Raw genomic sequence first — 21,942 nt, forward strand, 5'->3', positions numbered from 1 at the left:
TTTCCGTGAAGTATCGGTTTTGCGAGTGTTTTATGGGCTACGCGGCTCTTTTTGCGTGCTTTGCATCACTGGTAGGTCGGCTTAGCGCTTGCGCGTAAGCCGACAAGGGTGGCGTTGGGAAGATGTATGGGCTGGTGTCGGCTTACGCTGCGCTAAGCCGACCTACGCCAACCTACGCTCAGCTGCGTTCTTCCATATAGCTTGCAGTGGCTAGATTGCCCGCTCGCGCCAGTAATCTGGTTGCGAATAACTGTGCCTCAAAAAATCCACAAACGCCCGTATGCGCAGCGGCAAGTGGCGGCGCTGGGCGAACACGGCATAAATGTCGTTGCCCGGGGCGGCGAACTGGTCCAGTACCGTCACCAGTTGGCCCGAGGCGATCTCGGCGCCGACTTCCCACATCGAGCGCCACGCCAGGCCCTTGCCGGCCAGCGCCCAGTCATGCAGCACTTCGCCATCGTTGCAGACCATATTGCCAGCCACCTTTAAAATCACATTCTTGCCGTTTTCGCGGAAAGTCCAGCCCCGCTGGCTGCCTTCGCTGCTGATCGCCAGGCAATTGTGTTTCGCCAGGTCGGCCGGAATACGGGGCGTGCCCGCCCGTTTCAAATAGGCGGGCGAACCGACGAGCACGCGCTGGTTGTCGGCCAGCTTGGCGCTCACGAGCGAGGAATCGGACAGGCTGGCGATGCGGATGGCCACGTCGATGCCTTCGCCGATCAGGTCGACGAGGCGGTCGTTCAGGTTCAGCGACACCGTCACGTCGCGGTGCTCGGCGACAAAAGAGGGGATCAAAGGCGCCACGTGCTGGCGGCCGAAGCCGGCCGGTGCGGAAATGAGCAGATGGCCGCTGGCCTTGACGCTGCGCTCGGCCACGGCCGCTTCCGCCTCTTCGAGTTCACCGAGGATGCGCTGGCAATCTTCCAGGAAGGCGGCGCCTTCATTCGTCAAGGCCAGCTTGCGCGTCGTGCGCTGCAGCAATTTGACGCCGAGGCGCTGCTCCAGCGCATCGAGGCGCCGGCCTATCATGGCCGGAGCGATGCCCTCGGCGCGCGCGGCGGCCGACAGGCTGCCCTTGGCCACCACTTCCACGAAGGTCGATATTTGTCTGAACTGTCCCATGCCGTGCTCCCGCGATGCCATCACTTGTGATAAAAACGCATAGATGAAGTGATTTTTAATCTCGTTTCCATGCCTTATAGTGCAATACTATAGAACAAACGCGCCGCCCGGCAGAGTGTTTTTGCGCCTCTGTCCAGCTTGTCCGCGCAGTCGTTCGGCTTATACTTGGATCACCAGATTACCTTTTCTTATATTGACTAAAAACCGGAGAACTTCATGACGCAGAACACGATCGCACTTCCAGAAGGCATGCAAATCACGGCTGACATCCAGCCCGGCTATGAACAGATTTTGACGCCGGCCGCATTGGATCTGATTGCCAAGCTGACGCGCGCTTTCGAGCCGCGCCGCCAGGAATTGCTGGCCGTGCGCGTGGAACGGGCCAAACGCCTCGACGCGGGCGAGCGTCCTGATTTCTTGCCAGAAACCGCGCACATCCGCGAAGGCGACTGGAAGATCGCGCCGATCCCGAAGGCGCTGGAATGCCGCCGTGTGGAAATTACGGGTCCCGTCGAACGCAAGATGGTCATCAACGCCTTCAATTCCGGCGCGGACAGCTACATGACGGACTTCGAAGATTCGAACACGCCGAACTGGGATAACCAGCTGACGGGCCAGATCAATATGTTCGACGCCGTGCGCAAGACGATTTCGCTGGAGCAAAATGGCAAGTCCTACAAGCTGAACGACAAGATCGCGACACTCGTCGTGCGCCCGCGCGGCTGGCACCTTGATGAAAAGCACGTGCTGGTCGATGGCAAGCGCATTTCCGGCGGCATCTTCGATTTCGCCCTGTTCATGTTCCATAACGCCAAGGAACAACTGGCGCGCGGCGCCGGTCCGTATTTCTACCTGCCGAAGATGGAATCGCACCTGGAAGCGCGATTGTGGAACGATATTTTCGTCATGACGCAAAACGAATTGGGCTTGCCACAAGGCACGATCAAGGCGACCGTGCTGATCGAAACCATCTTGGCGGCCTTCGAGATGGATGAAATCCTGTACGAACTGAAAGAGCACAGCTCGGGCCTGAACGCGGGCCGCTGGGATTACATCTTTTCGTGCATCAAGAAATTCAAGCTGGACAAAGATTTCTGCCTGGCCGACCGCGCGAAAGTCACGATGACGGCGCCCTTCATGCGTGCCTACGCCTTGCTGCTGCTGAAAACCTGCCACAAGCGCGGCGCGCCAGCGATTGGCGGCATGGCAGCCTTGATCCCGATCAAGAACGATCCGGAAAAGAACGACATCGCCATGGGCGGCGTGCGCAACGACAAGGCGCGCGACGCCACCGACGGCTACGACGGCGGCTGGGTTGCCCATCCGGGCCTGGTGGAACTGGCCATGGGCGAGTTCACGAAAGTGCTCGGTGACAAGCCGAACCAGATCGAGAAACAGCGTCCCGACATCGACGTGAAAGCGTCGGATCTGCTGAACTTCCAGCCGGAAGCGCCGATCACGGAAGCGGGCTTGCGCTACAACATCAACGTGGGCATCCATTACCTGGGCAGCTGGCTGGCCGGCAATGGTTGCGTGCCTATTCACAACCTGATGGAAGACGCGGCCACGGCCGAGATCAGCCGCTCGCAAGTGTGGCAGTGGATTCGTTCCAGCAAGGGCGTGCTGGAAGATGGCCGCAAGGTGACGGCCGAGATGGTGCGCGCCATGATTCCGGAAGAGCTGGCCAAGGTGCAGCGCGATGCGCCAGGCGGCAACGGCCCGACCTATGTGCGCGCCGGCCAGATTTTCGAGGAAATGTCGACGTCGGAATCGTTCGCCGAATTCCTGACCTTGCCACTGTACGAAGAAATCTGATCCTGATCATATAGCAGCATAAAAAATCCCGGCGATGCCTTAAGCATCTGCCGGGATTTTTTATTGTGGAAGAGTTTGCTTAAAAATTATTCTTCCACATTCGTAGCGCAGCGAACGCTTCCACGGGTGAGGCATCTGCCGTCAGCTTGCCTTCCACCTTCAGGCTGGTCAGGATCGCCGGTTCGCGGTAGCGCAGGAAGGGATTCGTGGCCTTTTCCAGGGCGATGGTCGACGGCACGGTCGACAAGCCCTGCTGGCGCTTTTCCGTATCGATGGCGATGCGTTCCTGCAAGGCTACATTGCCCGGTTCGACGGCGTTGGCAAAGCGTAAATTGGACAAGGTGTACTCATGCGCGCAAAATACCTCGGTATCGTCGGGCAGGGCGGCCAGCTTGCCCAAGGAATCGGCCATCTGGCCCGGCGTGCCTTCGAACAGGCGGCCGCAGCCGCCCGCAAACAGGGTGTCGCCGGAAAACAGCCACGGTGCGCCGCTGCGTTCGTCGCGCTGGCGCACGTAGGCGATATGTCCCTTGGTATGGCCGGGCACGTCGATGACGCTCATCTGCAAACCCAGCTCGGGCACGTGGGCGACATCGCCTTCGGCAAGCGGTTCCGTGATGGCTGTGATAGCCTCATTGCGCGGGCCGAAGACGGGGACGGCGAAATGCTGCAACAATTCAGGCACGCCACCCGTGTGGTCGGCGTGGTGATGCGTGAGTAAAATGGCGCACAAGGTCAATTGATGGGCTTGCAGCGCATCGAGGATGGGTGTCGCATCGCCGGGGTCGACCACGGCGGCGTGGCTGCTGTCATGGATCAGCCACAGGTAATTGTCGGCAAAGGCGGGCACGGCAAGTACCGATAAAGCGTGTTCAGGGGAGTGTGTCATGAGCAAAAGAGAAAACTGAATGGACAGTGTGGCATCCGAAAAATCCATTATAGCGCTTGACGGCTGGCTGCAGACACCGGCCGGTCTGTACGTGCGCGCCTGGGAGCAGCAATGCCTCGACAGCCTGACCGTCGATATCTTCGGTTTTAATGCCGTGCAGATCGGCTTGCCCCAGCTCGATGCGCTGGCGGCCAACCGCATGCCGAACAAATGGCTGCTCGATGCGCGCCTGCCGTCGCGCTCGCCGCAGGAGCGCCGCCCGACCCTGGTATCGGCTTTCGACGAGCTGCCGTTCGATTCGCAAAGCCTGGACCTGGTGGTCTTGCCGCACGTACTCGAATTTGCCGCCGAGCCGCACCAGGTCTTGCGCGAAGTCGAGCGCGTGCTGATCCCGGAAGGGAGGGTGATCGTCTGCGGCTTCAATCCGGCCAGCCTGTGGGGCATGCGCCAGGGGGTGGGGCGGATCACGGGCCGCCACTACCTGCCGCAAGCAGGCGAGCTGATCTCTATGCCGCGCATGAAAGACTGGTTAAAATTGCTGAACATGGGCGTCAGCCAAAGCTACTTCGGCTGCTACGCACCTGCCTGCAAGACAGAAAAATGGCTGCGCCGCAACGCTTTCATGGACAAGGCCGGTGCGCGCTGGTGGCCATATCTGGGCGCAGTGTATATAGTGCAGGCGATCAAGCGTGTCAAAGGGATGCGTTTGATCGGTCCGGCGTGGACCAAAAAACCGGCGACGGCGCCCGCAGGCGCACCGGTCACGAATAAAAGGCGGGAACAGCAAGATGGCTAAGTTTGAAGACAAGGTGGAAATTTACGCCGATGGCGCATGCAAGGGCAACCCCGGCACAGGCGGCTGGGGCGCGCTGATGGTGGCCGATGGCGCCAAGAAAGAAATTTACGGCGGGGAACTGAATACGACGAATAACCGCATGGAATTGAAGGCAGTGATCGAAGCCTTGACGGCGCTCAAACGTCCTTGCCAGGTGGTGCTGTATACCGATAGCCAGTACGTGCAAAAGGGTATCAGCGAATGGATCCACGGCTGGAAGGCGCGCGGCTGGAAAACTGCGGCCAAGGCGCCCGTGAAAAACGTCGACCTGTGGCAAGCGCTCGATACGGCCCAGGCCGTCCATGAAGTGGAATGGCGCTGGGTGCGCGGCCACAATGGCCATCCGGGCAACGAGCGGGCTGATCAGCTGGCCAACCTGGGCGTGGAAACCGTGCGCGCGTAAGCATATCCAAGCTCGGGAGTTGTAATCGCAGGGCACAGGTTTGCTATACTGTGCCCTTCGCTTTTTGCTTTTACGAATGAATCCGCCATGCGTCAAATTGTTCTCGATACTGAAACCACCGGCCTGAACCCGCGTACGGGCGACCGCATCCTGGAGATCGGGGCGGTCGAGCTGAACAACCGCATGTTGACGGGGAATAATTTCCACCATTACATCAATCCCGAGCGCGATTCGGAAGAGGGCGCGTTGGCCGTCCACGGATTGACGACGGAATTCCTTAGCGACAAGCCAAAATTCGCGGAAATCGCCGACGAGTTCCGTGCCTACATCGCCGGCGCCGAACTCATCATCCACAACGCCCCGTTCGATATCGGCTTCCTGAACGCGGAATTCAAGCGCCTGAACCTGCCGCCCGTGCACGAGCAAGTGGTTGGCGTGATCGACACCCTGGTGCAGGCGAAAGAAATGCATCCGGGCAAGCGCAACTCGCTCGATGCCCTGTGCGACCGCTATGGCGTCTCGAACGCCCACCGCAAGCTGCATGGCGCGCTGCTCGACTCCGAGTTGCTGGCCGACGTCTACCTGGCCATGACGCGTGGGCAAAACAGCCTGAGCATGGAAGAAGAAGTGGAAGTGGCCGCCGACGGCGCCGCTCTGGAAATCGTGCCACTGGCCGAAGTCATCTTCCAGAGCGCCACGGCCGACGAACTCGCCGCCCACGAAGCCACCATCGCCGGCCTCGACAAGGCAGCCAAAGGCCAGTGCATCTGGACCGCCGTCACGGCACCTCCAGCGGCCGCCTGAGAAAAAGCGATGGTATGGTAAATTTCCTCTTGCCAGCCCTTGCAGATGCCGCAACACCTATGCGATAATTCGCCTCGCTTCGGGAGGTTAGCTCAGGGGTAGAGCACTGCATTCACACTGCAGGGGTCGCAAGTTCGAAACTTGCACTTCCCACCAAGAATTCGTTTGATATCAAAGGTTTACACTGATCTAGTGTAGGCCTTTTTTGTTTGGTATGAAAAAAGTATGAAAAATCCGCTTCGGACCCGCGCCTGGACGAGTCCGGACAACGGACAATGCGACGCCCGCATAAGTCTGGAGAGAAAAACTTTTCATCCGGGCATCGAGCGCCCCACATGTTGCCTTCAGGTTCCGGACGTCAATCGCTTGGCAGCGAAAAGGGTATTCCCCGTGCGGCCAAAAAATACCCTAAAAATCACCTTTCGGTGCTAAGTAGTCAGCCGAAATTTATTGTGAATGCAGTTCCGAAACCTTTCATCAAGGATTCCACCTCGCTCAGCAACTCTCTTCCTTTCAACCCGGCGAAACGGCGCCAGAAGTACTTGGCCTGTTTTCACAGAATCTCGATGCGATTCAGTTCCGGGCTGTAAGGGGGCAAGTAATACAGAAACAGCCCCTCTGCCATCTATTTCCGTCGGCTTTTTTCGATCTGCGGCCCCTTGTGAAATGACGCATTGTCCAGTACGACAATGCGCGGCACGGGATGTTTTTGTGCCGCGAGCTCGTCGAAGAAAGCGACCACGTCGTCGCGTACTATCGGCCGACGTTGCGTTCGCCAGTACAGCTTGTGGTCATGGCGCAGCGCTCCCAGGACATTGACGCGCTCGCCATGCGACAGCGGCTCCACACCACGCGTCTGTCCAATCGGCGACCAACCCGACTGAATCGGCGGATTCGGGCTGAAACCGGACTCGTCATAAAACAGCAATTCGCACTGCCCGGCACGTGCCTGTTGATCCAACTCGCCGATTATTCGTGCGGCCTTGCCGAAATCTTCCGGCGGATACTTTTTTTAAACTGTAGCGGTAGCGCTTGTAGCTGGACTGCATCTCGTGCAGATATCGCCTTGCCGTTTCCTTGCTGATGGCTGGCAAACCTTCCGTTTGCGCCAGGGTTCGTAACAGGCTGTTGGCGCTACCACCCCCCCCCATCGGCTTGCGCCAATGCTCGTAGTGCCTCTTGCTGTTGATCTGTCCACTTGCGTTTGCGCCCGGTATGATGGTCTTCATAAAGACCCATCAGCCCTTGCTTGTTCCAGCGTTGCCGCCATGCTTCAATGCTGTTCAGATGGACATGGAATTCATTGGCCGTTTGCTGCAAAGTCAGTCCCTGGCTCAATCGAACTATCGCTTGGGCACGTATGCGTACACGTGGATGCGGATGAAAAACACCCATGTCGCGCAATGTTTGCTGTTCAGCCTGTTGCAGTATCAGTAATTTCATCACATCAACCCCTGCGTCGTTGCCTATCAGGCTTTGACAGCAAAAATTGACGAATTACTTAGCACGGAATGGGCAGAGCGAAACGACTTGAAGTTGAGCATCGATTTGGTCAATCGCTTGATGGCGTGGTGGTCCTGTTCAACGATGTTGTTGAGGTACTTGACTTGGCGTACCACGATCGGCACGTCGAGGCGGGCGTTGATCGCATCGATGGCTGCTTTGTTGGCGCCACTATTGTCCATCGCGACCTTGTCCAGATCGCCGTTTGCTCCTGGTGCCTTAATGAAGAAGCGCTTCGCTGTGGGCCATATCGCGCTTGGCCGCCAGCAGGAAGTCGACGGTTTTGCCCTGCTTGTCGTCGGCAAGGTAGAGGTATTTCCAGGCGCCCTTGACCTTTATGTACGTTTCATCCATGCACCAGCTGCCACCGACTGGGCGCTTGTGTTTGCGGGCCATTTTCTCGATCATCGGCAGGAAGCGGATCGCCCATCGATTGATCGACGAATGGTCGACGTACACGCCGCGCTCTTCCATCATTTCTTCCCCGTGCCGGTAGCTCAGCGGGTAGGCCGCATACCAGCGGATACAAACCAGCATCACATCGATTGGAAAGCGCATTCCTTTGACGTTGAGCATGTCGATTCGCACAACGTTCAAACACCGGTGTTTACCTAATCGGCCTGCCGGCGAGCGCTAATGCGACAGAACCTGCCGCGATAGCGGCGGCGCAGGATCACCAGGCCGATCGCCGTCGCGATGGAGATCGACACGATGGTGATTAATTTCTGGCCCTGCTTGGGCACCACCGGCGTCATATTGGATGGCATGATCGCCGCCGCGTAGCGCTGGCCCAGGTAGGTGGCGCCGATCACCAGCTCATCGTCGTTGATGCCATTGGTCAGATACAGCCCATTGCCGGCCTGGTGCACCCGCATCTTACCGTCGCGGTAGACGAAGGAGCGACGCTCGTCGCCAATCAGAATGGTGCCGACCACATGGCCGGCGGCGTTGATACCGGTGGCGTAGCTGTTGCCGTAGCCTATCATCGTGCCCAGGTCGATCATCTTTTGGCCGTCATGGAGAAAGGCGTGCCAGCGCCGGTCCGCCGTTTCCGACGTGCCCGCCACCAGGCCGGCGTCGTTGATGGCACTGGCGGCGCTGGAGCGGCCGCCCAGCGTACCCAGATCCGTCATGCCGGCGCCGGGACGGTACAGGAAAGCGTGGCGGTAATTATCCGGCAGCGCGGCGGTGCCCACCACATGGCCGTGGTTGTTGATGCCGACCGCATAGCTGATATTGCCGCCGAGCGTGCCCAGGTCGGCCATTTTACCGTTGGCTCCACGCGCGAACGCGTGGAAGTAGCCGTCGCTGGTATCGGCGAAACCGACGGCATGGCCGGCGTCGTTGATGTCGGTGCCGTAGCTGCTCCTGCCGCCCAAGGTGCCTAGGTCGCGCATCGCTTCGCCCTTGCGGTACAGGAAGGCGCGCCAGCGGCGGTCGCCATCCTGCGCCGAGCCGACCACCACACCTTCGGCGTTGATGCCCTTGGTGTAGCTGTCGCGGCCACCCAGCGTGCCCAGTTCCAGCAAGCCCCGATCGTACAGCACCGCGCGCCGCCTGCCGTCCTCGTCCTCGATGTCGCCGGCCACCTGGCCATAGGCGTTGATGTCGATCGCGACACTGGACTCCTTGCCCTGTCCGGCCAGGCCGGGCAGTTGCCGGACCTGGGCTACGGCGTTTAGGCTGCACAGGCCGAGGGCCAGCGCCAAGGTCGGGGTCAAGGGAAGCGGCGTGGCTTTCAGCATGGCGATCCTCGATAAAATTACCATAACCACAACTGTAGCATTTCATTATGTTCCTGTCCAGCCGCGGACGGTTCACATCCGGTTCTGTCGCATTAGCGCTCGCCGGCAGGCCGATTAGGTAAACACCGGTGTTTGAACGTTGTGCGAATCGACATGCTCAACGTCAAAGGAATGCGCTTTCCGATCGATGTGATGCTGGTTTATATCCGCTGGTATGCGGCCTGCCCGCTGAGCTACCGGCACCGGGAAGAAATGATGGAAGAGCGCGGCGTGTACGTCGACCATTCGTCGATTAATCGATGGGCGATCCGCTTCCTGCCGATGATCGAGAAAATGGTCCGCAAACACAAGCGCCCGGTCGGCGGCAGCTGGGCATGGATGAAACGTACATGGCCAAGCGCGATATGGCCGCAGCGAAGCGCTTCTTTATTAAGGCGTCAGGAGCGAACGGCGATTTGGACAAGGTCGCGATGGACAATAGTGGCGCCAACAAAGCAGCCATCGATGCGATCAACGCCGGCCTCGACGTGCCGATCGTGGTGCGCCAAGTCAAGTACCTCAACAACATCGTTGAACAAGGCCTCCACGCCATCAAGCGCTTGACCAAGTCGATGCTCAACTTCAAGTCGCTTCACTCTGCCCACTCCGTGCTCGCCGACATCGAGCTGATGCACATGATCCGCAAGGGCCAGTTCGCCGTCGATGATCCGGCGCCCATGTCATTCGCTGACCAGTTTTATACGTTGGCAGGGCAAGTCAGTCCCGTGTGAACCGGCGTCATGCTCAGCATGAAAATCCGTATTGGGCTGAACAACGCGACAGACCTCCAGGGCGGTGCGCAACGGTCGGCGATCAGGTGGTAGACGATCGGATTGTCGGAAAAGAGCATGCTCATGGTCGTGCCGCGGCAAAAAGTGGGCTCGGGCGGGTCTCAGCCATGGCGGTAGCGCGGCTCGCTGCGCAGGCTGGGTGCGATGACCATCTGTAACTGTGCCAGTAACTGGTCGGTGGCCGAGTTAATGAAAAAGTGCCCGCCGTCGAACCACGCCAGTTCGCCGCCGACGCTGGAGTCGCTGAACCAGTCTTCATACTGGGCCACGTCGTCGAACTCGTCGTCGCGGCCGGCAAACACCGTAATGGGCATGGGCAGCGGCGCGCGGGGCGTGTCGGCGTAGTCGCTGGCCATACGGAAGTCGGCGCGCACGATCGGCAGCAACAACTCCAGCAGGCCAGGGTTGGCCAGCACTTGGGGCGGGGTACCGTCATAGCGTTCGAGCTCGCTCACCAGCGCGGCGTCGTCGAGCAGGTGCAACTGGCGCTTGGGATTGCGCGCGCGCGGCCCGTGGGCGCCGGACACGATCAGCTGGCGCGGAAGCGCACCGCCGCGCTCCCGCAGGTAGTGACTCACTTCATAGGCGAGTAAAGCACCCAGGCTGTGGCCAAAGAAGGCGAACGGCAGATCCGGCAACGCGGCGATGGCCTGGGCAATGGCCGGTACTGCCTCATCAATGTGCTGCAGTAGCGGCTCGGAAAACCGAGCCCCCCTGCCGGGCAGCTGAATGGCGCACACCTCGATGTCCGGCCCCAGTGCGCCCTGCCAGGGCAGGTAGACGGCAGCGTTGCCGCCCGCGTAGCAAAAGCAGAACAGGCGCAGCGCAGCCGGTGGCCCGGCGCGCCGCAGTATCCAGCGCTGGGCGCCGCCGGAAGACAAGGTCATTGAAGTCATGTGGTCTGAAGGAAGTGGATGAGGTTGACGAAGTTGACTACGCCTTGAATTATAAGTTAATCTATCCTTTTTATAACATTTGACAAATGTTTATGTCCAGTCTGATGAAACGAATGCGTTTTTCCGTCGGCACATCCCAGCCGTTCTGGCATCGCGCCATGCGCCTTGCTTGTGCGGCCGGCTGGCCGGCCGATCGGTCCCTGACGGCCGCTACCGATGGCGCTTAAGATCGCGCCTCCCGAGGAGCGCGTCACCGGCGCTGCGATGGACCAGCCGCTGCCCAAGCGGCGTGGAAAATACCTGGTCCTGTCGCTCGGCGCGCTGGCGCTGGCCTGCGGCGTCGCCGGCGCCATCTGGCGGCTGGCGCCGAGCGGCCTGCAGGTGGCCGAAGGCAGCGTCCGTACCGCCACAGCCCAGCAGGGTATGCTGCGCAACGACATCGTAGTGCGCGCGACGGCAGCGCCGCTGCACACCACCATGCTCGACGCCACCGAGTCGGGCCGCGTCGAGGAAGTGTTGGCCGGCGACGGCACCGTGGTCAAGAAAGGCGAGCTTCTGTTCCGCCTGTCCAATTCGCAGCGGCGCCTGGAGCTGGTCGCGCGCGAGGCGGACCGCGCCCAGCAAATTTCCAACCTGTCCAATTTGCGCGTGGCGCTTGAGGCGAGCCAGACGGAGCACCAGCGGCGCCTGCTCGACATCAACTTCGCCCTAGCGCAGGCCCAGCGGCTGCACACGCGCAACCAATCGCTTGCCGAAAAAAACTTCATCTCGGCCTCGAAGCTGGAGGAATCGCGGGACCAACTGGCCCTGCAGCAGCAGTCCCTCGATGACGAAAAGCAGCGCGTCGCCATCGAGATGCGAATCAAGCGCGACGGCGTCCAGCAAATGGAGCAGGCCATCGGTCGGCTCGACGCCGGTCTGCGGGTGGTGAACGAGTCGATCGAGGCGCTGGCCGTGCGCGCGCCGGTCACCGGCCGGCTCACCGACTTCCGCCTGCAACTCGGCGAAATCGTCAAGCCCGACCAGCGCATCGGTCGCATCGACGATCCCAGTCAGTTCAAGCTCACGGCCCAGATCGACGAGTATTACCTGGGCAGCGTGTCGGTCGGCAAACCGGGACGTGTTCAAGTCAGCGGCCGCGACTACGCGGTGCGCATCCGCGGCGTCTTCCCGCAGATCAAGGATGGCAGGTTCTCGGTCGAGCTGGTGTTCACCGGCGAGGTGCCCGGCGTGATGAACCCCGGTCAGAGCGTCGAAACGCGGATCACGCTGGGCAATACCAGCCCCGCGCTGATCCTGCCCAACGATGCCTACCTGAACGACAGTGGCGGCAGTTGGGTGTTCGTGCTGGCCGCTGATGGCAGGAGTGCCGAACGGCGCGCGATCCGCATCGGCCGTCGCAACAACAGCCAGGTGGAGGTGGCGGCTGGCCTAGCGCCCGGCGAGCGCGTCATCGTCTCATCCTACGCCCCGTACGGCAAGGCCGAAACACTGCAACTTGCCAAATAGACTTTTCCTGCTTCCTGCGCTTTTTTCACCAACCCAAGCTCAACCCGATCAATAGAGAGAGGCATCATGCTCAAGTTCGTAAATACCAATAAGAAATTTGTAGGTGGAGAAGTCGTCACGACGGCATTGAGCAGGATCAGCCTGGAGATCAAGTCCGGCGAATACATTGCCATCACGGGGCCGTCCGGCTGCGGCAAATCGACCCTGCTGTCCATCCTCGGCATGCTCGACAGCCCAGACGACGGCGAGTACTGGTTCGACGGCCAGAATGTGGCCGGCTGGAGCGAGGTGAAACTGAACGAACTGCGGCGCGGCCGGATCGGCTTCATCTTCCAGAGCTTCAACCTGATCGAAGAACTGACGGTCGAAGAGAACGTCGGACTGGCGCTTGAGTACAGCAATGTGCCGGCCAGACAGCGCCGCGAGCGCGTCTCGCAATTGCTCGACAAGCTGGGGGTGGCGCACCGCGCCAAGCACCGCCCTTCGCAGCTGTCGGGCGGCCAGCAGCAGCGCGTTGCCATTGCGCGCGCCCTGGTCACCAAGCCTGCCGTGCTGCTGGCCGACGAACCGACCGGTAACCTCGATTCCGTCCACGGCGAAGAGGTCATGCGCATCCTCGAACAGATCAACGGCGAGGGTACCACCATCGTGATGGTCACTCACTCGCCGTCGCACGCCGCGCGCGCCGCGCGCATCGTGCGTCTGCTCGACGGTGCGCTGGTCGCCGAGCCGGTCCCAGCCGTCGCTGCCTGATCCCGGAGCGACGATGACATTTCAAGACTTCCGCGTCGGACTGCGCATCCTGGTCAAGGACCCCGCCTATTCGCTGGTGGCGATACTGGGGCTGGGGATAGGGCTGGCGGCCTGCCTGCTGCTGCTCGGTTTTGCGCGCTATTCCTGGCAGTACAATGCGCACGTGCCGGATGCCGACAACGTATATATCGTCAAGCAGCGTAACAACCTCGACCTGGGGGAACCCTGGGTCGACCAGGCCCCGCTGTTGTTGCGCGAGGCGGCCAGGACCGCCCCCGGCGTGAGCAACGTCAGTGGCTACGTCAACTGGTTCCCCTTCACTGTGCAGGTCGACGGTCAGCTGCGCAAGCTGCGCAGCCTGACCGTGCTGCCCGGCTTTGCCGAGATGATGGGACTCCAGGTGCTTAAGGGCGACCTGAACGAGGCGCTGTCGCGCCCGGACAGCTTCGCCATCACCGAGGAGACTGCGATCCGGCTGTTCGGCAGCACCGATGTGCTGGGGCGGACGGTGACGCTGAGCACCGTGCACGAACAGGGTGGCAGCGCGCGCATTGCCGCGATCCTGCGCAATCCGCCGGCCAATACGACGATTCCCTTCCAGGCCCTCAACGGCCTGAACCTGAGCCTGGTGCCGCAGATGATGCGTACCGAGGCGCTCACCGGCGAGCAAGGCTGGCTGGGTAATCTGCTGGTGCGGGTCCGTGCCGGCGCCCCGCTGGCGGCCGTCACCGCGGCCGTGCAGCAGGCCGCCGACAGCGCGCCGAGCGTGCAGAATGTACCGCCCGAGGCCAAGGAGCGCCTGGCCGGACGCAAGATCATGGACATCCGGCTGGCGCCGCTGCGCGAGGCGTATTTCGATCGCGAGGTGGCCACCAACGCATTCTCGCTGCAGGTGGAACGCGGCAGCGCCACCGTCGTCACCGGCCTGGTGGTCATCGCCATCCTGATCCTGGTCCTGGCCGCCATCAATTACGTCAACCTGGCGACCATCCGCGTGATCCGCCGTCAGCGCGAGATCTGCATGCGCAAGGTGCTGGGCGCCAGCGCCGGCCGCCTTGCGCTGCAGTTCGTCGCAGAATCGCTGCTGGTAACCATGCTGGCGACGGCCATTGGCCTGCTGCTGGCCTGCCTGGCCCTGCCGGTCTTTGCGCAGATGGTCAACCGGGACCTAGGCAGTGTCCTGTCGCTGGAGAACCTGCTCGCCGCGCTGGCCATCGGCCTGGTGGTCGGCCTGCTGACCGTGATCTATCCGGCCTGGATCGCCTTTGGCGTGCGACCGGCGCAGGCCCTGGCCGGCCGTCCCGACACGGAATCGCGGCGCAGCAAGCGCCTGCGCCAAGCCTTGTCCGTGCTGCAACTGGCCGTCGCGATGGGACTGGCCAGCGTGGCCATGGCCATCGCCTGGCAAACCCGCTTCGCCATCGACGCCTCGCCTGGCTTCGACCCTGCGCCTCTGCTGGTGTTCGATCTGCCCGAGGGGCATATGGTGCGCACAAGCGATAAGGCGCGCGGCCTGATGGCCGAGCTGTCGCAACAGCCCGGCGTGGCGGGCATCGCGTTTTCCACCGATCCGGTAGGCCGCGCGAAGAACCAGTGGAGCACCGAAATCAAGCGAGAAGGCGGCGAGGCGGCCACCATCGACATCAAGTCGGTCAGCGCCAACTTCTTCGAGCAATATGGCGTCAAGGCCGTTGCGGGCCGCCTGTTCGACTCCAAAATCGACCAGGAAGACGACGCCGTTCCGATCGTGATCAATGCGATCGCCGCGCGCAAGCTCGGTTTCGCGTCACCTGAGCAGGCGCTCGGACAGACCTTGCTGCTGCGGGGACTGGACCACGGCGTATCGTCGCTGATCACCAAGCGGGTGGTCGGCATCGCGCCGGAAATCCTGTTCTATTCGCTGCGCGAAGCCCCGGGCGCGACGGCGTATGAATTGTGGGCGGCCAATGCCACGCTCACGGTCCGCGCCAGCGGATCGGTCGCCGACGCCGAGCGCGCCGTACGCACCACCTGGGCGAAATACTTCCCCAACTCCATCCTCGAAGCACGCTCGGCCAAAGACATCTACGCGGAAAACTATGCGGAAGACGCCAGGCTGGCCAGGCTGCTGGCGGTGGCGACGGTCATCGCTATGACCATCGCCGCCTTTGGCGCCTACGTATTGGCCGCCGATGCGGTGCAGCGCCGCACTCAGGAAATCGCGCTGCGCAAGCTGTACGGCGCGCGCCGCAGCGACATCGGCAAGCTCGTGGCGAAGGAGGTCGGCACCATCATCGCGCTGTCCGCGGTGGTGGCTCTGCCGCTCGCCGCGCTGCTGATCGCCAACTACCTGAGAACCTACGCGGTACAGGTGCCGATCGCTTATTGGACCCTGGTGTTTGCGCTGGCTGTGACCCTGGTCACGGCGGCCGTCGCCGTCGCGCGGCACGCCTGGATCGCGATGCGGCTCAAGCCGGCTGTTGCGCTGCGCACATGATGGCGACGACCATCGACGCGATCGTCATCAAGCAAGCCCGGCCGCTGTGCGCACTGCTGCTGGCGGCAGCGGCGTGGTTGGTCTCCGGCCCGGCCGCCGCCGGAGGACCGGCGCCCCGTACGCCGGCCGAGCTGAAGGCGCAGCTCGAAACCATCATGCGCGAGGAACGGGTGCCCGGCATGGGCTTGGCTGTGGTGGCCAGCGGGCAGTTGGTTTGGCAGGCCGGCCTAGGCCTGGCCGACCCGGCCGGCAAGACGCCAGTCAGCGCGCAGACGCTGTTCCGCGTCGGTGACATCGCGAAGGGATTCGTCGGCCTGGCGGCCCTGAAGCTGCAGGAACAGGGCAAGCTCAAGCTCACCGATACGCTCAAACAATGGGCGCCCGAGCTGGCCCTAGACAATCCCTGGGAGGCGAGCGATCCGGTACGCCTGGCGCATTTGCTCGAACATACCTCCGGCCTGTCCGACATGAGTTTGATGGAGTACGCGCACACCGCCGAGCCGCCGGTGTCGCTGAAGCAGGCGCTCCAGCTCAACGGCGGCGGGCGCAAGGCGCGCTGGCGTCCGGGCTCGCGCGCGGCCCACAGCAGCGTGGGGCCGGCGCTGGTGGCCTACGTGATCGAGAAAGTCAGCGGCCAGCGCTTCGAGGACTACGTCACGCAACACTTTTTCCTGCCGATGGGGATGAAGTCGGCCAGCTATGTCGAGCCGCACCGCGGCTTTGCCGGACAGTACGCGGCCGACGGCGTGACCGCGCTGCCTTACTGGCATCATCTGTACCGTCCTTCCGGCGCGCTCAATGCGTCGGCCGAGGACATGGCGCAGTACCTGCTGCTGCTGGTCAACCGGGGCAGCGTCGGCGGCACCCAGATCGTGTCGCCGGCCTCGGTCGAGCGGCTGGAGCGCCCGGAAACGCTGGCAATGGTGGCGCTGGGGATCAAGGTGGCCCCGGGGGCGGGCATGTTAAATACCATCGAAAACGGCGTTCACTTCCGCGGCCATTTCGGCATCGTCAACGGCGGCCTCAGCGAGGTGCTCTATCTGCCGGAGACGCGCTCGGGCGTGGTGCTGATGATGAACAGCCTCAACGAGTTAGCCCGTGCCCGCGTGCTCGAACTGTTTCAGGCCTATCTGGTGCAGGGCGTGCCGCGGCCAGCGGCCGCGCCGGTGGCCAGCGTCGATGCCGAACTGCGAGAGCATTATCAGGGCTACTATCTGGAAGACAGCCCCGCATCGGAGCGCATGCGCTTTGTGCACGATTTCACCGACGTCATGCAGGTGGTGTTTACCGACAACGGCATGATTGCACGCAATGTCTTTTCCGGCTATGCCGAGGAATGGATCGCCCAGACTGGCCGGACCTTCCGGCAGCAGGGCCAGGCAGAGCCGATGGTGGCGATGTTTCGCGCCCAGGATGGCGAGATCGTCATGCAGTCGAAATGGGGCACGCTACGTAAGGTGTCGACCTTCCGGGCGCTTGCGCCGCTGGCAGTCGGTGCGCTTAGCATATTCCTGATGCTCAGTTCTCTGATCGCCGGTGCGGTCTGGGCCGTGAAAAAACTGTTCAGGCGGGAGCCGGCCGCCGTCGCGACCTCAATCCGCCTGCTGCCGATGGTGGCCAGCGTGCTATTCTTCATGATCGGCTTTACCTTGGTCGGCGCCATGAACCTGCAGGGCCTGTGGGGCGGTTGGGGCGCACCAACGGCCGAGTCGATCGCCGCACTGGTCGTCGGCATCGCCTTCCTGGTTCTGTCGGTGATGGGTGTCGTCAACCTGATGCGCCAGCGTCGCCCGGCGACGGGCCGCTTCGTTTATTGGCACTCGGCGCTGGTGTCGGTGGCCTGCCTGACCGTGGCGCTCTATCTGCTTTACTGGCAGGCGATCGGCATTCCCGTCTGGAAAATGTAAGGGCCACACACGGCACCAAAAAAAGGCCAACCGCGCGGTTGGCTTTTTTATGTACACCCGGCATGAGCGCACTCCTGTGGACGCAGCATGACCGAACTGGTGGTGGCAACGTGGCACCACAATATATCGGGAACTGCTGGCCTTGGGAGCGTCGGCGAAAGTGGCGCGACTGGTGGCGGCGAATAGCCATTGCTGGTGGCAGAATAGTCGCATGGCACTGAACAGTGTGCTGACGATTGCCTACTTTGACCGTCTCGGCGTGCCGCGACTCTCATAACCTCAACTGCTCGAACCGCCCGGTGCGGACCCGTATGCCGGTAGGTGTGGCAGGGACCGGCCAGTTATACTGGCCGCCCCTATGCCGATTGCCGTGAGCCGGGGCTCAGGCGCTGGTCCAGGCTTCCTTCTTCAGTGCGCGGGAAATCGAGCTGATCCAAATGAGCGCCAGCAAGGGGAGCAGGCGCAGCTTGTTCATCCTGAGCGCGTCGCCCACCAGCTCGCGCGTAATCGGTTCCTTCCAGTCGCCGAAGCGCTTTACCGGCGAGCGAAAGCACTGCGCCAGGGTGATGCCAGGTTCGCTCGTGGCCGCGTCGATACCGTGCCACCAGAACGGCGGGATATAGACGGCGTCGCCCGCCTCAAGGACACCTTCGTACTTGGTAAGGCCGCTGTCGGTGGGAAAAAATCGGTCGGCGCAGGACATGTGATGGTAATTGGCCTTGATCAGCGGGGCGAAACTCCACCAGTTGGCCGGCGTCAGCCTGAACAACGAGATGCGCTTGGTGCCGGCCAGCTGGCAGGTCAAGGTCTCGTCGAGTTGGTGATAATGCCATTCGGTGGAAGCGTTCTTGTAGAAGAAGATGCGTTTGCCAGGATAGCCGAGCGGTTTGCGCTCATGCTGCCGCAGGAAGTGGTAGTCGCCGAGGTCGTCCATCCACTGCTGGGGCACATCCATGGCCGGGATCGAAAAGGTCTCGTGATCGGCCGCGCCGCGCATGTCGGCGATGCACTCGGCCAGGCGCTGGCGCCGTTCCGCCGCGTGTTCGAGCGACGGATTGGGATTGAAGGTGCGGGCGACGAACACCACGGCGTCGCCGCAGCGGCTTTCCAGGTAGCCTGGGCGGTGCCATTGCTGCAGCGCCGGCCATGCTGCGGCGGCGCCCTTGATCAGCACGGGAACGTGCTGGCTGACATACTGTTCCCAGAACGCCTGTTCGGTTAGCGATGCGGCTTCAATGGTAGCCAATGACTGGACGTCGCCGGGGACCAGATCAATGACTTTGGTGATGGTTTCAGGCATGGTTATTTCCCCTACTAGTTGAACGACATGGTAACGAGATCCGCCGATTCCAGCACTACCGGCATGCGGACAATGCGATTGATGAAGTTGGAGCGCGCACGCGCCGTCGGGCCTGTCGGCCGGAAGCGCAACTGCCGCGCGACGACTTCCTCGAACAGCATGCGCAGCTCGATGCGAGCCAGGCGGGCGCCCAGGCAGAAGTGGGCGCCGTGCCCGAACGACAGGTGGGGATTGTGTCGGCGCCGGATGTCGAACACCTCGGGCGACTCGAACACGTCGCCGTCGCGGTTGCCCGAGGAGAAGCACATGACGACGCGCTGGCCCTTGCGGATCGCCTGGCCGTTCAGCACATAGTCTTCCGATGCGGTCCGGCGGAAATAAATCACTGGCGTTTCCCAGCGCAGCATCTCTTCCACCGCCGATTCGATCAGCGAGGGATCGGCGTACAGCGCCTCCTGCTGCTTTGGATGCGCGGCTAGGGTGGCAAAGCCGCTGGCGATGGTGCTGGCGGTCGTGTCGTAGGCGCCGATCGCCAGCGACCAGAAGTAGCTGAGGAAGTCTTCCTGTGAAATCGCGCTGCCGTCGTCGTAGCCGATATTGGCCAGGACCGACAGCACATCGTTGCGCGGCGACGCGCGCCGGGACTGATACGCGGCAACACCGTAGCGATACAGCTTGTCCAGCGCCACGCCCGAAGCGTGCATGACGTCGGCGAACTCGCGGTCGCCGGTCGGGATGGCGTGAACCCGGTTGAACAGGTCGCCCCAGAAGGCGGCGGACGGCAGATCCTCGTCGGCGAAGCCGAGCACGTCGCCGTACACCACGCGCACGGGAAAGCGTGCAGCGATGTCGCTCACCAGGTCGATCTCGCCTTTTTCCTGGGCGCGGTCGAGGACTTCGACCGCTCGTTTTCGGATGACGGTCTGCAGCGCCGACATGGCCTCGGCGCCGAACTGCGGCATCACCATCCGGCGCAGTTCGCCGTGCTGGGGCGCGTCGAGGTGGCACAAGCCGTCGCGGATCATCTTCCAGGCCGGGTGGGGAATGTCGACCGAATCGCTCAGCACGGAACTGCCGTGGGAAAAGAAGATCTTCGGCTGGCGCGCCACCTCGCAAATATCTTTGTGTCGGGCGACCAGCCAGAAGCCTTCGCCGGCCGGCGCGTGCGGGATGGAATGCCATGAGATCGGCTGCTCCCGGCGGAAGCGCGCGAAGGCCTCGTGCGGGGTGCCTTGGGCAAACTGATCAAGGTCGAAAAAATTGAAATTTTGCATTATTTCATTGATTCATAAAAGACAATACGAGTATACTACGTAACGCTGTTTTAGTTGCTGATTTACCTATTTTTTTCCTCATGAGAAAGTACGACCAGCAAGGTGAAAACGATATTGGATAGACTGCGGTTCCGCGCGTCGGTATCGCCTGATGAAGTTTGCTATACCTATCTTGACAGCCTGCATGCGGCGGCCGATCTGAGCTACCGTGAGCTTGATGCCGCCGCGCAGACGATTGCCCGCGAGCTGCTGCGGCACGGCGCTGCCGGGGATCGGGTGCTGCTGTTGATGCCGTCGGGCACCGCGTTTTTGCGCGCCTTCTGGGGCTGCCTGTACGCGGGAATGATCGCGGTGCCGCTGTATCCGCCCAAGTCGAACGACCGCAGCGGAAAGATCCTTAACATCATCGAAGACTGCGGTCCTCGGCTAGCGATCGTGTCCGATCCGCTGCCACCGGAGCAGATCGCAGCCCTTCACGCGCAGGCGCTTTGCTGCCTGTGCTTTGCCGATATGGTGACCGATACCGTGGCCGGGCAGACAGGCGCGCCGCCGCATGCTGTTGCACTGCCTGAACCGGAACCCGATGCCATCGCCTTCCTGCAATACAGTTCCGGCTCCACCGGCAACCCCAAGGGCGTGATGATCTCCCATCGCGGCATGATAGCCAACCTGGCCGTGCTGGAAACGACCACCCGCACCTGCGCCGCTGACACCTTTGTCGGCTGGCTGCCGCTGTTCCACGACATGGGTATGGTGATGATGGTCCTGATGCCGGTCTATGCCGGCGCCAGGTCGGTGCTGTTCTCGCCGTTGAAGTTTGCCAAGAGCCCGCTGTTCTGGTTGCAGGCCATCTCGCATTACCGGGGCACTATTTCCGGCGCACCCAATTTTGCCTACGATATCTGTGCCCGCAAGTTCGCGCCCGATGCGCTGAAGGATGTCGATCTGTCGAGCTGGCGCATGGCCCTGAATGGCGCGGAACCGGTCCGGGCCGACACTATTGCCGATTTTCAGCGCGCCTATTCGGCGCTTGGCTTCCATGAGGCCACCATGACGCCAGCCTATGGCATGGCGGAAGCGACCGTGTTCTTGTGTGCTGGCACATTGTCAGAGCCGCCGCGGGTGATCCAGGTCAGCCTGGGTCGGCTGCAGCAGGGCAGGGCGTCTCCGCCCGAGACCGCATTGGAAAAGTCGCAGGCAATGGTCAGCTGCGGCCCGTCGCCGGCGGCGCACGACATGATTGTCGTGCAGGATGCGGCCGTGGCCGAAGAAGACAGCGTCGGCGAGATCTGGGTTAAGGGCGAAAGCATTTCGTCTGGATACTGGGGTAAACCGGAGCTGTCGGAACAGGTGTTCAAGGCCTACACGAAAGACGGCGCCGGCCCCTATCTGCGCACCGGCGATCTGGGTTTTGTGCGCGACGGCGAGCTGTTCGTCCTGGGGCGCAGCAAGGATGTGCTGATCGTCCAGGGCCGAAATCTCTACCCGTATGACTTGGAAGCCTGCGCGCGCGCGCAGCTGGCGGCCGATGCCGTCGGCGATGCGGCCGTCTTCGGCATGGAAGCCGAGGGTACCGAGCACATCGTCCTGCTGCTGGAGGTGCGCCCGCGTTTCCTGGACCGGCAGTATGACGACATCGCGGTCGACATCCGTGCCAGTACCTTTGAATCTTTTGGCGTGCTGCTCAGCGAAATCGTGTTCCTGGCTTCCGGCGCCATCATGAAGACGACCAGCGGCAAGGTGATGCGATCGGCCATGAAGCAGCGGCATGCCCGTGGCGAGCTGACCGCGCTGCAGATCAGCCAGCTCGATCTTGCCGTCGCCGATGCCATGCCGGACCAGCCCGCCGTGCGCGGGACTGCGACCGAACAGGCGCTCGCT

17 protein-coding genes, 1 tRNA gene and 3 pseudogenes are annotated in these 21,942 nt (G+C 62.0%); 12 read left to right on the forward strand and 9 right to left on the reverse strand.

The window, feature by feature from the left end; translation table 11 throughout:
* Nucleotides 1-210: 210 nt before the first annotated feature.
* Nucleotides 211-1,122, reverse strand: a complete 912-nt coding sequence (locus tag HWE17_RS14460; RefSeq protein ID WP_176389206.1) for a LysR family transcriptional regulator — start codon at nt 1,120-1,122, stop codon at nt 211-213.
* Nucleotides 1,123-1,338: 216 nt separating this feature from the next.
* Between HWE17_RS14460 and aceB the strand changes: the two genes are divergently transcribed.
* Nucleotides 1,339-2,937 (forward strand): malate synthase A, encoded by a 1,599-nt coding sequence (aceB, locus tag HWE17_RS14465; protein WP_176389207.1) that lies wholly within the window; start codon nt 1,339-1,341, stop codon nt 2,935-2,937.
* A 79-nt stretch (nt 2,938-3,016) separates the two neighbouring features.
* Here aceB and gloB read toward each other — a convergent pair whose 3' ends face one another.
* Nucleotides 3,017-3,826: a hydroxyacylglutathione hydrolase gene (gene gloB, locus HWE17_RS14470; protein WP_176389208.1), complete on the reverse strand. Its 810-nt coding sequence runs from the start codon at nt 3,824-3,826 to the stop codon at nt 3,017-3,019.
* A 19-nt stretch (nt 3,827-3,845) separates the two neighbouring features.
* Here gloB and HWE17_RS14475 point away from each other — a divergent pair, with 19 nt between their 5' ends.
* The 4 genes from HWE17_RS14475 to HWE17_RS14490 all read left to right on the forward strand — a co-directional run bounded on the left by HWE17_RS14475 (nt 3,846) and on the right by HWE17_RS14490 (nt 6,024).
* Complete coding sequence (locus tag HWE17_RS14475) at nt 3,846-4,622, forward strand: class I SAM-dependent methyltransferase (protein ID WP_176389209.1); 777 nt, start codon at nt 3,846-3,848, stop codon at nt 4,620-4,622.
* Nucleotides 4,615-5,064 carry a ribonuclease HI gene (gene rnhA, locus HWE17_RS14480; RefSeq protein WP_046682922.1) on the forward strand — a complete coding sequence of 150 codons (450 nt, stop codon included), beginning with the start codon at nt 4,615-4,617 and terminating at the stop codon, nt 5,062-5,064. Before HWE17_RS14475 ends, rnhA begins: the two co-directional genes overlap by 8 nt.
* 87 nt (nt 5,065-5,151) lie before the next feature.
* A complete protein-coding gene (gene dnaQ / locus HWE17_RS14485; protein ID WP_035819444.1) occupies nt 5,152-5,868 on the forward strand; it encodes a DNA polymerase III subunit epsilon in 717 nt (238 codons plus the stop codon).
* 81 nt (nt 5,869-5,949) lie between these two features.
* Nucleotides 5,950-6,024: transfer RNA gene (locus HWE17_RS14490), tRNA-Val, on the forward strand.
* A 469-nt stretch (nt 6,025-6,493) separates the two neighbouring features.
* On the opposite strand, the gene HWE17_RS14495 is transcribed toward HWE17_RS14490, so the two are convergent.
* The 4 genes and pseudogenes from HWE17_RS14495 to HWE17_RS14510 all read right to left on the reverse strand — a co-directional run bounded on the left by HWE17_RS14495 (nt 6,494) and on the right by HWE17_RS14510 (nt 9,116).
* Complete coding sequence (locus tag HWE17_RS14495; protein ID WP_176389210.1) at nt 6,494-6,829, reverse strand: transposase; 336 nt, start codon at nt 6,827-6,829, stop codon at nt 6,494-6,496.
* A gap of 173 nt (nt 6,830-7,002) precedes the next feature.
* Nucleotides 7,003-7,311, reverse strand: a complete 309-nt coding sequence (locus HWE17_RS14500) for a helix-turn-helix domain-containing protein (protein ID WP_176389211.1) — start codon at nt 7,309-7,311, stop codon at nt 7,003-7,005.
* Nucleotides 7,312-7,367: 56 nt separating this feature from the next.
* Nucleotides 7,368-7,947: pseudogene (locus HWE17_RS14505) on the reverse strand (IS6 family transposase); the annotation flags it as partial.
* A 35-nt stretch (nt 7,948-7,982) separates the two neighbouring features.
* The gene (locus HWE17_RS14510) at nt 7,983-9,116 is read right to left on the reverse strand and encodes an HAF repeat-containing protein (RefSeq protein ID WP_176389212.1); all 1,134 of its coding nucleotides are present in this window, start codon (nt 9,114-9,116) and stop codon (nt 7,983-7,985) included.
* 153 nt (nt 9,117-9,269) lie between these two features.
* Between HWE17_RS14510 and HWE17_RS14515 the strand changes: the two are divergent.
* A pseudogene (locus HWE17_RS14515) lies at nt 9,270-9,886 on the forward strand (transposase).
* Between the two features lie 161 nt (nt 9,887-10,047).
* Here the strand turns inward: HWE17_RS14515 and HWE17_RS14520 are convergent.
* Entirely contained in the window at nt 10,048-10,842 is a 795-nt protein-coding gene (locus tag HWE17_RS14520; protein ID WP_176389213.1) for a thioesterase II family protein, read from the reverse strand.
* Nucleotides 10,843-11,058: 216 nt separating this feature from the next.
* On the opposite strand from HWE17_RS14520, the gene HWE17_RS14525 reads away from it, so the two are divergent.
* The 5 genes and pseudogenes from HWE17_RS14525 to HWE17_RS28675 form a co-directional block, all read left to right on the forward strand.
* A complete protein-coding gene (locus tag HWE17_RS14525) occupies nt 11,059-12,351 on the forward strand; it encodes an efflux RND transporter periplasmic adaptor subunit (RefSeq protein WP_255206246.1) in 1,293 nt (430 codons plus the stop codon).
* Nucleotides 12,352-12,417: 66 nt separating this feature from the next.
* Complete coding sequence (locus HWE17_RS14530; RefSeq protein WP_176389214.1) at nt 12,418-13,104, forward strand: ABC transporter ATP-binding protein; 687 nt, start codon at nt 12,418-12,420, stop codon at nt 13,102-13,104.
* Nucleotides 13,105-13,117: 13 nt separating this feature from the next.
* Nucleotides 13,118-15,580 (forward strand): FtsX-like permease family protein, encoded by a 2,463-nt coding sequence (locus tag HWE17_RS14535; protein WP_176389215.1) that lies wholly within the window; start codon nt 13,118-13,120, stop codon nt 15,578-15,580.
* On the forward strand, nt 15,577-17,487 hold the full coding sequence (locus HWE17_RS14540) for a serine hydrolase (protein WP_176389216.1): 1,911 nt from the start codon (nt 15,577-15,579) through the stop codon (nt 17,485-17,487). The genes HWE17_RS14535 and HWE17_RS14540 overlap by 4 nt, the downstream gene beginning before the upstream one ends.
* A gap of 103 nt (nt 17,488-17,590) precedes the next feature.
* Nucleotides 17,591-17,764: pseudogene (locus HWE17_RS28675) on the forward strand (group II intron reverse transcriptase/maturase); the annotation flags it as partial.
* Nucleotides 17,765-17,869: 105 nt separating this feature from the next.
* Here the strand turns inward: HWE17_RS28675 and HWE17_RS14545 are convergent.
* Both HWE17_RS14545 and HWE17_RS14550 read right to left on the reverse strand, forming a co-directional pair.
* Entirely contained in the window at nt 17,870-18,787 is a 918-nt protein-coding gene (locus HWE17_RS14545) for a cupin-like domain-containing protein (RefSeq protein ID WP_176389217.1), read from the reverse strand.
* 14 nt (nt 18,788-18,801) lie between these two features.
* Entirely contained in the window at nt 18,802-20,061 is a 1,260-nt protein-coding gene (locus tag HWE17_RS14550; protein ID WP_176389218.1) for a cytochrome P450, read from the reverse strand.
* A 102-nt stretch (nt 20,062-20,163) separates the two neighbouring features.
* Between HWE17_RS14550 and HWE17_RS14555 the strand changes: the two genes are divergently transcribed.
* The coding region (locus tag HWE17_RS14555; RefSeq protein WP_176389219.1) for a fatty acyl-AMP ligase at nt 20,164-21,942 on the forward strand (1,779 nt) is incomplete at its 3' end.

The organism is Janthinobacterium sp. BJB401, from assembly GCF_013372745.1.
GTDB classification, from domain to species: domain Bacteria; phylum Pseudomonadota; class Gammaproteobacteria; order Burkholderiales; family Burkholderiaceae_D; genus Janthinobacterium; species Janthinobacterium rivuli.

Bases quoted from the DNA above. Each gene is read 5' to 3' on its own strand.
- HWE17_RS14530 (WP_176389214.1), top strand. From the start codon at position 12,418: ATGCTCAAGTTCGTAAATACCAATAAGAAATTTGTAGGTGGAGAAGTC.
- HWE17_RS14540 (WP_176389216.1), top strand. From the start codon at position 15,577: ATGATGGCGACGACCATCGACGCGATCGTCATCAAGCAAGCCCGGCCG.
- HWE17_RS14500 (WP_176389211.1), bottom strand. From the start codon at position 7,311: ATGAAATTACTGATACTGCAACAGGCTGAACAGCAAACATTGCGCGAC.
- gloB (WP_176389208.1), bottom strand. From the start codon at position 3,826: ATGACACACTCCCCTGAACACGCTTTATCGGTACTTGCCGTGCCCGCC.
- aceB (WP_176389207.1), top strand. From the start codon at position 1,339: ATGACGCAGAACACGATCGCACTTCCAGAAGGCATGCAAATCACGGCT.
- HWE17_RS14525 (WP_255206246.1), top strand. From the start codon at position 11,059: ATGGCGCTTAAGATCGCGCCTCCCGAGGAGCGCGTCACCGGCGCTGCG.
- HWE17_RS14535 (WP_176389215.1), top strand. From the start codon at position 13,118: ATGACATTTCAAGACTTCCGCGTCGGACTGCGCATCCTGGTCAAGGAC.
- rnhA (WP_046682922.1), top strand. From the start codon at position 4,615: ATGGCTAAGTTTGAAGACAAGGTGGAAATTTACGCCGATGGCGCATGC.
- HWE17_RS14545 (WP_176389217.1), bottom strand. From the start codon at position 18,787: ATGCCTGAAACCATCACCAAAGTCATTGATCTGGTCCCCGGCGACGTC.
- HWE17_RS14520 (WP_176389213.1), bottom strand. From the start codon at position 10,842: ATGACTTCAATGACCTTGTCTTCCGGCGGCGCCCAGCGCTGGATACTG.
- HWE17_RS14510 (WP_176389212.1), bottom strand. From the start codon at position 9,116: ATGCTGAAAGCCACGCCGCTTCCCTTGACCCCGACCTTGGCGCTGGCC.
- HWE17_RS14475 (WP_176389209.1), top strand. From the start codon at position 3,846: ATGGACAGTGTGGCATCCGAAAAATCCATTATAGCGCTTGACGGCTGG.
- HWE17_RS14550 (WP_176389218.1), bottom strand. From the start codon at position 20,061: ATGCAAAATTTCAATTTTTTCGACCTTGATCAGTTTGCCCAAGGCACC.
- HWE17_RS14460 (WP_176389206.1), bottom strand. From the start codon at position 1,122: ATGGGACAGTTCAGACAAATATCGACCTTCGTGGAAGTGGTGGCCAAG.
- dnaQ (WP_035819444.1), top strand. From the start codon at position 5,152: ATGCGTCAAATTGTTCTCGATACTGAAACCACCGGCCTGAACCCGCGT.